Raw genomic sequence first — 12,579 nt, 5'->3', positions numbered from 1 at the left:
TGGCGGGCGGCGCGGAAGCAGGCGCGGCGGGCGGTGCCGAGGCGGAGGCCGTGGGCGGTGCAAAGGTGGGCGCCGCGGGTGGCGCGGATGAAGGTGCCGCGGACGTGGGGGCCGCGGGCGGTGCCGAGGCCGGGCGGGTGCCCGTCGCCGGGTCCGGGACCGGGTGCTTCAGGTACGCCGGGTGCAGGTCGGCCCGGTCCGCCGGGTTGTCCAGCAGTTCCCGGACGATGTCCGCGTGCATCTCCGGCGGCAGGTCGCCCGGCGTCTCCACCTGGGCCTCGGCCTGCACCGGGGCGGGCACCTCGGTGCGCCGGCCGGAGCGGATCGCGCCGAGCAGCCCGATCGCGCCGAACATGATCAGGGCGCCGGCCACCAGCCAGCCCGCGGCGGGCAGCCGGACGGTCACGACCTGCGCGATCGCCCACCAGGCCGCGACGAGCAGGAAGAGCAGCCCGAAACTCAGTGAGATGCCGTCGGTACGGTGCGGCCTCATCGGGCCACCTCCAGGTCACCGGTGTTCAGTTCGATGGTCAGGTGCAGCGTGCCGCCGCCGGCGCCGTCCGATCCCAGGTCGGTGACCTCCTGCGAGCCGAGTTCCTTGCCGTCCCATTCGCGGCCGAAGATCCGGGCCCGGCCGCCGTCCATCCGCACCGTGGTGGTGGTGTCGACGTTGTCCGGCAGCAGGATCTTCATCTGGCCGACCTTCATCGCGACGGTGGTGGCCTGGTCCTTGCCGGTGAAGTCGACGGCGCGCAGGTCCAGGGTCGCCGTACCGATGGTGAAGTCGTAGCGGTCCGCGACCGCGGTGATGGTCTTGGGCCGGTAGGAGCTGTTGCCCAGCTCACCGCCCCAGGTCTCGGCGCCGCTGGAGACGGCCAGGCCGAGGCAGGCCAGCAGGGCGAGGGCGATCAGGCCGCGGGCCCGGCCGAACCAGGCGCCGACGACCAGGCCCAGCCCGATCGTGGTCAGCGCGGCGGCGAAGTAGGCCGAGACGGAGACGTCGACGCCGGAGAGGTCGATCAGGGCCAGCACGCCCATGACCACCACGATCATGAAGAACGTGATCCGGCCGAGCTTGGAACGCTCGCGGCGCTGCTTCGGCGGACGCGGGGGCCGCGGCGGGGCCGGCGGGGTCACTCGGTGGTGGCTGCCCTGGGCCCACGGCCCGTGCGGGGCGAACGGCGGGCGGTAGCCACCGGGCGGCGGCCCGAACTCGGGCGGCCGGGGCGGCGCGTAGGCGGTGCTCGGTGGCACGTAAGCCCCCTGGGTGGAGTTGGGCGGGGTGGGTGGCAGCGGCGCGCTCACCGGGTCGCGGGCCGGTGCGGCCGCGGCCGGGAAGGGGGTGGTGCGGGGCTCGGCCGGAGCGGCCGGAGCCGGCGGAGGCGTGGGTGCGGGCGGCGTGGCCGCGGCCGGCGTGGCCGGGGGAAACGGGGCGGGACCAGCTGCCGTGGCAGCGGACCAGGGTCCCGGCGTGGGGGCGGCTCCGGGCGTCGGAGCCGTGGCGTTCGCCCGGCTGTTGCGCCGGAGCAGCAGCCCGCCGCAGACCAGCACCGCTGCGGCCAGCAGCGTGGCGCGGAAGCCGTCGCGGACGATGAACGCGAAGGTCAGCGCGGCCGCCCCGCCCAGGAGCACGATCGACAGCGGGGCGGTCGCCGAACGGCCCCGGCCCAGCAGCGACTCGATCGGGGAGGCGGTGTCGCCCTCGGCCGGGATGAGCAGCCAACCGACCAGGTAGATCAGCACGCCGACCCCGCCGAAGAAGCCCAGCACGGCCAGCAGCACCCGCCAGAGCACCGGGTCGGTGTTGGTGGCGTTGGCGATCGCGCCGGAGACGCCGGCGACGTAACGGCCGCGGGTGGGCCGGATCAGCTTCTCCCGGGCGAACGTGGGCCCGCTGTCGGGCGCACCGAACCACGGCGGCGGCGTCGCACCGGGCGGCGGCGTCCCACCGGGCGGAGGCGTAGCTCCGGGAGGCGGAACAGCTCCCGGAGGCGGGACAGCGCCGAACGGCGGGACGGAGTCGGCAGAGGGCGGGGGAGGGTCGGCCGCCGGCGGGGCGCCCGGTGCCGGAGGCTCGTAGGCCGGTGGCAGGTCGGACGCGGCCGCAGCGGGAGCCGGCGCCGGAGGCGGGACAGCCGAAGGTGCCGGAGCGTCCTGCGACGACCCGGCAGCTTCGCGGGACTGGGCAGCTTCGTCGGTCATGGCTTCGATACTGGCGGTCCGGTGACCCGAACCGCCTCAGGCGGCGACCCTGACACCACCCTGAGATCCGGGGGTGCCGGTGATGGGGGAGTTTCCCCGTGGCCCGCGACCCCCCGGCCGTGTGACGATCGAACAGGCCGCAGCGCACGCCGCGCTTTGACCTGGAGGAGGAGCGATCACCGCCACCGCACTACCCCCGACACCGCGCCGGCTGTACCGGCCGCGCGACCACCGGGTCATCGCCGGTGTCGCGTCCGGTCTGGCGCGCCATCTGGGCATCCCGGTGACCGCGGTCCGCATCGCCCTGGTCGTCCTGCTCAGCTTCAACGGCCTCGGCCTGCTGCTCTACGCGGTCTTCTGGGCGGTGCTGCCGCAGCAGCTGCCCACCGGTGCCGGCCGCACCCGCCGGGACCTCGCGCTGCTGCTCCCGTTCGGCGCGATCGGCCTGGGCGTCATCCTGCTGCAGGGCCTGCTCTTCGGGGACAACGGCGTGGCCGGTACGGCGGGCTGGCTCATCGCGGTCACCGCGGTCGGCGCGGGCGTGATCTGGCACCAGTCCGACCCGACCCGGCGCGGCCAGTGGGCCGACGCGACCCCGCAGGCACCCTGGCTCGCCGCCGTGGTCGCCGAGAGCGACCGCCGCTCGTTCATCTTCCGCTTCATCGGCGGCGGGGTCCTGGTCGCGACCGGCGTGATCGGCATCCTCGCCGTGTACGCCCCGGCCGGCAACCTCAGCGCCGTCTTCAACGGGGTCATCTTCGCGCTGGTCGGCCTGCTGGGGGTCGGCGTGGTGGTCGCCCCGCTGCTCTGGCGCACGTTCAGCCAGCTCCGCTCCGAGCGCGAGGGCCGCATCCGGGAGCAGGAGCGCGCCGAGGTCGCGGCCATGATCCACGATCAGGTGCTGCACACCCTGGCGCTGATCCAGCGCAACTCCGCGGACATCAAGGAGGTGCAGCGGCTGGCCCGGGGCCAGGAGCGCAGCCTGCGCAACTGGCTGTACAAGCCGAGCGCCTCGCCCACCGAGCGGTTCGGCGCGGCGCTCGAGCAGGCGGCCGCCGAGGTCGAGGACACGTACGCGATCTCGGTCGAGACCGTGGTGGTCGGTGACACCCAGTGCGACGAGTCGGTTGCCGCGCTGGTCGCCGCCGCGCGGGAGGCCCTGGTCAACGCGGCCCGGCACGCCGGCGTGCAGACCGTCTCGCTCTACGCGGAGGTGGAGGCCGAGGAGCTGAGCGTGTTCGTCCGCGACCGCGGCGCCGGCTTCGAGTTGACGGCGGTGGAGGATACGAGGCACGGGGTACGCGGTTCGATCATCGGGCGGATGCGGCGGCACGGCGGTAAGGCCGAGATCCGCAGCGCCCCCGGGGACGGCACCGAGGTACGCCTGACGCTGCCGGTTTCCCGGGAGAGCGTCACCGCCGGAAAGGAGACAGCACGATGACCGAGCCTGTAGCCGAGGAGAACCGGCGGCTGACCGTTTTCCTCGTGGACGACCACGCCATGTTCCGCGCCGGCGTCCGCGCCGAGCTCGGTGCCCACGTCGAGGTGGTGGGCGAGGCGAGCACGGTGGCCGAGGCCGTGGCCCGGATCGCCGCGACGACCCCGGACGTGGTGCTGCTCGACGTGCACATGCCCGACGGTGGGGGCCGGGCGGTGCTGGACGCCATGCGGCGTACCCATCCGCAGGTGAAGTTTCTCGCCCTGTCGGTCTCCGACGCGGCCGAGGACGTGATCGGCCTGATCCGGGCCGGCGCCCGCGGGTACGTGACCAAGACCATCTCGCCCGACGAACTGGCCGCGGCGATCCGGCGGGTGGCCGACGGCGACGCGGTGTTCAGCCCGCGGCTGGCCGGCTTCGTGCTGGACGCGTTCGCGTCGCGCCCGGACGTCCCGGTGGCCGATCCCGAGCTCGATCAGCTGACCAACCGCGAGCGCGAGGTGCTGCGGCTGCTGGCGCGCGGGTACGCCTACAAAGAGATCGCCAAGGAGCTGTACATCTCCATCAAGACTGTGGAAACTCACGTGTCGAACGTTCTGCGCAAGCTGCAGATGTCGAACCGGTACGAGTTGTCACGCTGGGCGGCTGACCGCCGGCTCGTCTGAAGGAGTTCCGCACCATGGTCCGCAAGGCCCCACGGCTGGTGGCGGCTGCGGCAGTCGCCCTCGTCCTGTCGGCGTACGGCTGCACGGACCATGGCCCGGACGAGGACGTGCCCGGCCGGACGGTGGTCATCGGTATCTCCGAGCCGGGGCATCTGATCCCGAGCAACACCGTGGACGTGAGCGGCAAGCAGGTGCTGTCCGCGCTGTTCCAGCCGCTGGTCACCTTCGACGCGCGCAGCAACCCGGTCCCGGCCGCCGCGCAGTCGGTCAAGGCTGACCCGACGGCCCGGATCTGGACCGTCAAGCTGAAGCCGGGGCTCACCTTCAGCAACGGCGAGGCGGTCACCGCGGACAGCTATCTCGACGCCTGGAACTACGGCGCGTACGGCCCGAACCACCAGAGCGCGACTTCCTACTACGACCGCATCGACGGGTACGCGGATCTGCAGGTGCGCGACCCGGACGGAGACCCGGGCCCGCAGCAGGCCGCGGATCCGCAGGTGAAGACTTTGCGGGGCCTGAAGAAGGTCAGTGACACCTCTTTCACCGTGACCCTGTCGGCGCCGTTCGCCGGCTTCGCCACCCTCCTGAATGACGTGGCCTTCTATCCGTTGCCCAAGGCCGCTTTCTCCGCGCCGGGGGTCATCGCCGGCGCTTTCGAGAACGCGGTCGTCGGCAACGGGCCTTTCAAGATGAAGGGCGGATGGGAGCGCGGCAGCCGGATCCTGATGGAGAAGGCGCCCGGTTTCCCCGGGCCCGCTCCCAAGGTGGACGGCCTGCTGTGGAAGATCTATGACGACGCCGCTGACGAGTACGCCGATCTGGTCGACGGCGACATCGACGTGCAGACCCGCATTCCGCTCGAGCTGATCGACCAGGCCACCGAGGACCTCGGCGGACGCCTGCAGAAGAGCCCGAACTCCACCTTCACGTTCCTCGGCTTCCCGATCTTCCAGCCGGACTTCGCCGAGCCGGAGGTGCGCCGGGCGCTCTCCCTGGCGATCAACCGCCAGGCGATGGTCGACGAGGTCTTCCACGGGACCGAGACGGCCGCGACCGCGTTCGTGTCGCCGGTGGTGCCGGGCTACCGGGCCGACTCGTGCGCGGAGTACTGCCGGTACGACCCCGCGCGGGCCAAGGAGATGTACCGCGCGGCCGGCGGTCCCGCCGCCATCACGGTCTCCTACAGCCGGGACAGCGGCCCGCGGAGCTGGGTCGACGTCCTGTGCCGGCAGATCACCGCGGCGCTGGGCATCAAGTGCACCGGAGCCGGGGAGGACGACCTCGCCGCGCTGCTGGGCCGGGTCGAGAAGCGGCAGCCCGTCGGCCTGATCCGGCTGAGCTGGACGATGGACTACCCGCTGCTGGAGAGCTACCTCTCCCCGCTGTACGCGACCAACGGCTCGGCGAATCTCTACGGCTACAGCAACCCGGCCTTCGACAGCCTGCTGGGTGAGGGCTCCAAAGCGCCGAAGCAGGCCCAGGCGGTCAAGAAATGGCAGGAGGCGGAAGACCTCCTGGCTCAGGACATGCCTGTCATCCCGCTGCGTTTCGGGCAGAACCTCTTCGGGCACTCGGAGCGGGTCAGGAACGTGTCGATCGACTCCGCGCAGCGCATCGATGTGCTGAGTGTCGAGTTCGTCAACTGAGTTTCGTCCGGCCGTGCCGCGGTGCCCGCGGTGAAGGGTGGCGAACCGCCCGGTTTGTGCTGGATCATTTGTGCGGTAATCGCCTCTGCGCTGCGCATTTGCACATATCCTGGGCCCGTATCGGATTGATAACACGTCTTTCGGTGCTGGGCCAGCAGGTGTCAGAGTTGCTTCGGCCTCACGCGCCTGTGGTGAGCCGCCGGGAGCTCAAGTAGAACGCTGTCGACGGCGGTGCATTGTGCGCGGGTTCCGGGGCTGTCGTCGTTCGGCCGTCGTGGTTGACAGGCGATGTATCGAGGTGTCAGAAGTTCCGACTTCCTGCCGCACCAGATCGGCGACCGCCGATCGGGGGCTGCGAGCAGGCGGGTGATCCAGATGTGATCACCAGATATGCACAAGAGGAGGCCCCCAACCATGAGAGTCTCGAAGCGGGCGAGGCTGGTCGCTATGACCGCGGCCGTTGCGCTCGTGGCGGCCGGCTGCAGCGGTGGCGACGACAGCGACACCGACAATGCCGGCGGCGATACAGCGAACGGTGCCATCACGATCGACGGCACCCAGCCAGAGGTCGGCCTGATCCCGGCCAGCACCACCGAAACCGGTGGCGGCAAGATCATCGACTTCATGTGGACCGGTCTGGTCAGCTACCCCAACGACGGCAGCGCCCCGGTGAACGCCGTGGCCCAGTCGATCAAGACGACCGACTCCAAGGTCTACAACATCACCTTGAAGCAGGGCACCAAGTTCCACGACGGCACCGAGGTCAAGGCGAAGAACTTCGTCGACGCCTGGAACTGGGCGGCGTACTCGCCCAACGGTGCGCAGAACTCCAGCTTCTTCAGCGACATCGCGGGCTTCACGGACGTCAACACGGCCGACCCGGATGACGACGGCCCGAAGAAGGCGCCGGAGCCCAAGGCCAAGACCATGTCCGGCCTGAAGGTTGTCGACGACTACAACTTCACCGTCACGCTGGCCACGCCGTTCTCGATCTTCCCGACGAAGCTCGGCTACAGCGCCTTCATGCCGCTGCCGGACGTCTTCTTCACCCAGAAGCCCGAGGAGTTCGGCAAGAAGCCGATCGGCAACGGCCCGGTGAAGTTCGTCTCCTGGACCGACAACGTCGAGATCAAGCTGACCCGGTTCGACGACTACACGCTCGACGACAAGGTCAAGATCAAGGACGTCACGGTCAAGATGTACCAGGAGGACACGGCCGCGTACGCCGACCTCCAGTCGGGCAACCTCGACTTCCAGCAGCAGATCCCGGTCTCGGCGCTCGCCGGCGACAAGTGGAAGTCCGACCTCGGTGACCGCGCGCTCAACGTGCCCACCCCGGTCACGGGCATCATCGCCTTCCCGCTGTACGACAAGCGCTTCCAGAACGTCGACCTGCGCCGGGCGGTCTCCAAGGCGATCAACCGCCAGGAGATCACCGAGAAGATCTTCTTCAACTCCCGGACCCCCGCGGACAGCTGGGCCAACCCGCTGACCCCGGGCAACCAGGCCGGCAACTGCACCGCGTGCAAGTTCGACCCCGAGGGCGCCAAGGCCGACCTGGCCAAGGCCGGCGGCTTCACCGGTGAGATGGTGCTCTACTACAACGCGGACGCCAGCCACAAGGAGTGGATGGAGGCCGTCGCGCAGAGCGTGAAGAACGTGCTCGGCATCAATGTCCGCGCCGAGGGCATCCCGACCTTCGCCGTCTTCCGCCAGGGCATCAACGCCAAGCAGATGAAGGGCCCGTACCGCGCCGGTTGGCAGCAGGACTACCCGGACGTCGAGAACTGGATCGGTCCGCTGTACGTGACCGGCGGCTCGTCGAACGACGGTAGCTACAGCAACCCGAAGGTGGACGCGCTCTACAAGGAGGGCACCGCGGCGGCCGACGTCGAAGCGGCGCACGCCAAGTTCGCGGAGGCGGTGAAGCTGATCGACCAGGACGTGCCGACCATGCCGATCTACTTCTCGAACCAGCAGTCGGGCACCTCCGACAAGGTCAAGAACGTCAACACCACCAACGTCGGCGAGATCGACCTCTCCTCGGTCGAGATGGCGTAGGCGTAGCTCTTACAGTCTCAGGTCCGGCTCCGCACTCAGGGAGCCGGACCTGAGTCGGTCTGTGAGAGGCGTCTCGACGCCTGCTGGTACACACTGGGCAACACGAGCGCCCACATCCGCACGGGGCGCCACAAGCGCCCGTCTCTGGGAGGACCTATGGGCCGTTACATCGTCAGACGGCTACTTCAGCTAGTCCCCGTTTTCATCGGAACCACCTTTCTCATCTACTGGCTCGTCTGGTCCGTCCCTGGCGATCCCTTTGCGGGCAAGTGTGGCGACCGTCCGTGTCCTGCGAACTACATCCAGGTCATGACGGAGAAGTTCAACCTCGACAAGCCCCTGTACGTGCAGTACTTCACGTACATGAAGAACCTGCTCCAGGGTGACTTCGGTTCGACGTTCGGCGGTCGCTCGATCAACGACCTCATCGCTGCGGCGTACCCGAACACCATCAAGCTGGCCATCGTCGCCCTGGCCGTGGAGGCGATCGTCGGCCTCACCGCCGGTGTGCTGACCGGTCTCCGGCGCAACGGGTTCCTGGACAACCTGGTCCTGGTCTCCACGCTGTTCCTCATCGCGCTGCCGACGTTCGTCACCGGCTTTGTGCTCCAGTACCTGTTCGGCGTCCAGTGGGGCATCATCAAGCCCACGGTCTCCAACCCGCCGTCGTTCACCGAGCTGCTCATCCCCGGCTTCGTGCTGGGCAGCGTGTCGATGGCGTACGTCGCCCGCCTGGCCCGCACGAGCATCGCGGAGAACCGGAGCGCCGACTACGTGCGTACCGCCATCGCGAAGGGCCTGCCGATGCGGCGGGTGGTCGGGGTGCACCTGCTGCGCAACTCGTTGATCCCGGTCGTCACGTATCTCGGCACCGACCTCGGTGCCCTGATGGGTGGCGCAATCGTCACCGAGGGCATCTTCGGTATCAACGGAATCGGGCGGGAAGTTTACCGGGCGATCGTGACCAAGGAAGGCGCTACGGTGGTCTCCATCGTCGTCATCCTGGTGCTCGTGTACCTGGTGATGAACCTGCTGGTCGACATGCTGTACGCCCTCCTGGACCCGAGGATCCGCTATGAGTGATCCGACCATGAGCTCGATGGTCACCACGCCACGAGCCGAGCAACCCACCGCGCCCGGGGCCACCGCCCCGACGAATGCGGGACTGCCGGAGAATCAGCGGGCCGACAAGCCCCGCGGTCTTCTCGGCGACGCCTGGCGTGATCTGCGCCGTAAGCCGCTGTTCTGGATCTCCGCGTTCTTCATCGTGCTGTTCCTGGTGATGGCGGCGTTCCCGTCGCTGTTCACCTCGGCCGACCCGAGCTACGGCACCCTGTCGCGCAGCCGCGTCGGCCCGTCCGCCGACGCCTGGTTCGGCTACGACGTGCAGGGCCGTGACGTGTACGCCCGGGTCATCCACGGTGCCCGCGCGTCGATCATGGTGGCGGTGCTGTCGACCCTCGGCACCGTGCTGATCGGTGGCCTGGTCGGCGTGGTCGCCGGCTTCCGCGGTGGCTGGTTCGACGCGGTCCTGTCCCGGGTGGCCGACATCTTCTTCGGTCTGCCGTTCGTGCTCGGCGCGATCGTCATCCTGTTCACGTTCAACCCGCCGGGGGCCAACCGCGGCGAGTTCGAGATCATCATGCTGGTGGTCCTGTCGCTGGTCCTGCTGAGCTGGCCGGTGTCGATGCGGATCATGCGATCGTCGGTGCTGGCCACCAAGGAGGCCGACTACATCGTGGCGGCCCGCGCCCTGGGCGCCAGCAACCTGCGGATCGTCTTCAAGCACCTGATCCCGAACTGCCTGGCCCCGCTCCTGGTCTACTCCACGATTCTGGTGGGTTCCTTCATCGGTGCGGAGGCGACGCTGTCGTTCCTCGGCGTGGGTCTGCAGTCGCCGGTGGTGTCCTGGGGCGTCATGATCAACGAGTCCCAGAACTACATCCGCGTCTCGCTGTATCTGCTGCTGTTCCCCGCCGCCTTCCTCGTGACCGCCGTGCTCAGCTTCGTGATGCTGGGCGAGGCCGTGCGCGAGGCCCTCGACCCGAAAATGCGGTAGGAGCCACCGTGTCCGAAGTTGTCATCACCGATCCCGAGTTCTCGAAGACCGGCCGTCCCAGCGGCCGGCTCCTCGAGGTCGAGGATCTGCACGTCGAGTTCCGCACCCGCGAGGGCGTCGCCAAGGCCATCAACGGCGTCTCGTTCCACGTCGACGCCGGCGAGACGCTGGCCGTGCTGGGCGAGTCGGGTTCCGGCAAGAGCGTGACCGCCCAGACCATCATGGGCATCCTGGACCAGCCCCCGGGGCACGTCTCCGGCGGTCAGATCCGCTTCCACGGCAAGGACATGCTGAGCATGTCGGAGGAGGGCCGGCGCAAGATCCGCGGCCATGGCATCGCAATGGTGTTCCAGGACGCGCTGTCGGCTCTCAACCCGGTCTTCACCGTGGGCTTCCAGATCGGCGAGCAGTTCCGCATCCGCAAGGGGATGAGCCGCGCCGATGCCAAGAAGCGGGCGATCGAGCTGCTCGACCAGGTCAAGATCCCCAACGCCAAGCAGCGGGTCACCGAGTTCCCGCACCAGTTCTCCGGTGGCATGCGCCAGCGCGTCATGATCGCGATGTCGCTGGCCCTCGACCCCGAGGTGCTCATCGCCGACGAGCCGACCACCGCGCTGGACGTGACCGTGCAGGCCCAGATCATGGACCTGCTGGCCGACCTGCAGCGTGAGCGGCAGATGGGGCTCATCCTGATCACCCACGACCTGGGCGTCGTGGCTGACGTGGCCGACCGCATCGCGGTCATGTACGCCGGCCGCATCGTCGAGGAAGCCAACGTGCACGACCTGTACGCGCGGCCGGCGCACCCGTACACCGTGGGCCTGCTCAACTCGATCCCCCGGATCGACGAGAAGGGCCAGGAGCTCCGCACCATCAAGGGGCTGCCGCCGAACCTGATGCGGATCCCGCCGGGCTGTCCGTTCCACCCCCGCTGCCCCAAGGCGCAGCCCATCTGCGTCGAGAAGGTTCCCCCACTGCGCGTGGTGGCACCGGCGCGGGGCAGTGCCTGCCACTTCGCCGAGGAGGTTCTGCGCGGTGAGTGAGACCATTCTCGAGGCCAAGAACGTCGTCAAGCACTACCCGGTCACCCGGGGCGTGGTCTTCCGCAAGACCATCGGCCAGGTCCAGGCCGTGGACGGCGTGTCGTTCAGCCTCCAGCAGGGCGAGACGCTGGGCATCGTGGGCGAGTCGGGCTGCGGCAAGTCGACGCTCGCCCGGATGCTGATGAACCTGGAACGGCCCACCGGAGGCTCGGTCGAGTACCGCGGTCGTGACATGTTCACGATGCGCGGCGGCGAGATGCGCAAGCTGCGGCGGCAGATCCAGCTCGTCATGCAGGACCCGTACACCTCGCTCAACCCCCGGATGACGGTCGGTGACCTGATCGGGGAGCCGTTCGAGATCCACACCGACGTCGCGCCCAAGGGCAGCCGTCGCAAGAAGGTGCAGGAGCTGCTGGAGGTGGTCGGGCTCAACCCCGAGCACATCAACCGCTACCCGCACCAGTTCTCCGGTGGTCAGCGCCAGCGCATCGGCATCGCCCGGGCGCTCGCCCTGCGGCCGGAGATCATCGTCTGCGACGAGCCGGTCAGCGCGCTGGACGTGTCGATCCAGGCCCAGGTGATGAACCTGCTGGACAGCCTCCAGAAGGAGCTGGGCCTGGCGTACATCTTCATCGCCCACGACCTGTCGGTGGTGCGGCACCTGTCCGACCGCGTCGCGGTGATGTACCTCGGCAAGATCGTCGAGATCGGCACCGAGGACGAGATCTACGAGCGGCCGACGCACCCGTACACGCAGGCTCTGCTGTCGGCAGTGCCGGTGCCGGACCCGAACAGCCGCAGCAAGAAGGCGATCATCCGGCTCACCGGCGACGTGCCGAGCCCGGCGAATCCGCCGTCGGGATGCCGGTTCCGCACCCGGTGCTGGAAGGCGCAGGACATCTGTGCCGAGCAGGTTCCGGAGCTGGTGCAGCGGCCGGGCACGGATCACCCGAGTGCCTGCCACTTCGCCGAGGAGCGCGAGATCGTGGCGACCCACGAGGCCGGGACGCTCTGACCCGGCTCAGCTGATCCGCGCCGCCGTGGTCCTCGGCCGAGGGCTACGGCGGCGCGTTTCGTTGGGGGGCCCGCCCGCTTCGTCAGAGCGGTCCGCGGCCGGCCCGCAGCAGCAGCAACGCCACCTGGGTGCCGTCGGGGCCGAGCGCCTCGCGGAAACGCTCGACGATCTCCCGCTCGCGGGACAGGACCAGCCGCGTGCCGCCCGATGCCATCCGGGTGCGGCCGACGTGCTGGGACAGGCGGGAACGTTCCAGCCACAGGTCGATCAGCGCCTGGTCGATCTCGTCGATCCGCTCGCGGATCGCCTTGATCTCCTCCGCGGCGGGTTCGGCGCCGGCGCCGGTCTGCTGGTCCATCAGGTCTGCGCTCATGTCGTGCTCCTCGGGTGCTGACGTCCCGGTCGGCCCGGCCCGGGCAGCATCAAGCCCCGGGCTCGGGAGCCCGG

11 protein-coding genes are annotated in these 12,579 nt (G+C 69.4%); 8 read left to right on the top strand and 3 right to left on the bottom strand.

What is annotated here, in order from left to right:
• Both AB0C29_RS14175 and AB0C29_RS14170 read right to left on the bottom strand, forming a co-directional pair.
• A partial coding sequence (locus AB0C29_RS14175) for a hypothetical protein (RefSeq protein WP_360820003.1) occupies positions 1 to 493 on the bottom strand: 493 nt, incomplete at its 3' end.
• The gene (locus AB0C29_RS14170) at positions 490 to 2,202 is read right to left on the bottom strand and encodes a PspC domain-containing protein (RefSeq protein ID WP_360820000.1); all 1,713 of its coding nucleotides are present in this window, start codon (positions 2,200 to 2,202) and stop codon (positions 490 to 492) included. The genes AB0C29_RS14170 and AB0C29_RS14175, both read right to left, overlap by 4 nt.
• Positions 2,203 to 2,413: 211 nt before the next feature.
• Here AB0C29_RS14170 and AB0C29_RS14165 point away from each other — a divergent pair, with 211 nt between their 5' ends.
• From AB0C29_RS14165 to AB0C29_RS14130, 8 genes are all read left to right on the top strand, one after another.
• Positions 2,414 to 3,643: a PspC domain-containing protein gene (locus AB0C29_RS14165; protein ID WP_360820006.1), complete on the top strand. Its 1,230-nt coding sequence runs from the start codon at positions 2,414 to 2,416 to the stop codon at positions 3,641 to 3,643.
• Entirely contained in the window at positions 3,640 to 4,305 is a 666-nt protein-coding gene (locus AB0C29_RS14160) for a response regulator transcription factor (protein ID WP_212986720.1), read from the top strand. The genes AB0C29_RS14165 and AB0C29_RS14160 overlap by 4 nt, the downstream gene beginning before the upstream one ends.
• 14 nt (positions 4,306 to 4,319) lie before the next feature.
• Positions 4,320 to 5,954, top strand: a complete 1,635-nt coding sequence (locus tag AB0C29_RS14155) for an ABC transporter substrate-binding protein (protein ID WP_360819997.1) — start codon at positions 4,320 to 4,322, stop codon at positions 5,952 to 5,954.
• A gap of 447 nt (positions 5,955 to 6,401) precedes the next feature.
• Positions 6,402 to 8,015, top strand: a complete 1,614-nt coding sequence (locus AB0C29_RS14150; RefSeq protein WP_360556020.1) for an ABC transporter substrate-binding protein — start codon at positions 6,402 to 6,404, stop codon at positions 8,013 to 8,015.
• A gap of 156 nt (positions 8,016 to 8,171) precedes the next feature.
• Positions 8,172 to 9,098: an ABC transporter permease gene (locus tag AB0C29_RS14145; protein WP_360819995.1), complete on the top strand. Its 927-nt coding sequence runs from the start codon at positions 8,172 to 8,174 to the stop codon at positions 9,096 to 9,098.
• Positions 9,091 to 10,074 carry an ABC transporter permease gene (locus AB0C29_RS14140; protein ID WP_360819992.1) on the top strand — a complete coding sequence of 328 codons (984 nt, stop codon included), beginning with the start codon at positions 9,091 to 9,093 and terminating at the stop codon, positions 10,072 to 10,074. Before AB0C29_RS14145 ends, AB0C29_RS14140 begins: the two co-directional genes overlap by 8 nt.
• Before the next feature lie 8 nt (positions 10,075 to 10,082).
• Positions 10,083 to 11,117, top strand: coding sequence for an ABC transporter ATP-binding protein (locus AB0C29_RS14135; RefSeq protein ID WP_360819989.1), 1,035 nt, complete (start codon positions 10,083 to 10,085; stop codon positions 11,115 to 11,117).
• Positions 11,110 to 12,132: a dipeptide ABC transporter ATP-binding protein gene (locus AB0C29_RS14130; protein ID WP_360819986.1), complete on the top strand. Its 1,023-nt coding sequence runs from the start codon at positions 11,110 to 11,112 to the stop codon at positions 12,130 to 12,132. The genes AB0C29_RS14135 and AB0C29_RS14130 overlap by 8 nt, the downstream gene beginning before the upstream one ends.
• Before the next feature lie 82 nt (positions 12,133 to 12,214).
• Here the strand turns inward: AB0C29_RS14130 and AB0C29_RS14125 are convergent, their stop codons facing one another.
• A complete protein-coding gene (locus tag AB0C29_RS14125; protein WP_203773738.1) occupies positions 12,215 to 12,505 on the bottom strand; it encodes a chorismate mutase in 291 nt (96 codons plus the stop codon).
• Positions 12,506 to 12,579 lie beyond the last annotated feature (74 nt).

This window comes from Actinoplanes sp. NPDC048791 (assembly GCF_040650095.1).
In the GTDB taxonomy this organism is placed as follows: domain Bacteria; phylum Actinomycetota; class Actinomycetes; order Mycobacteriales; family Micromonosporaceae; genus Actinoplanes.
Note: the sequence above shows the minus strand (reverse complement) of the source record. Positions and strands in the feature narration are given on the sequence as shown.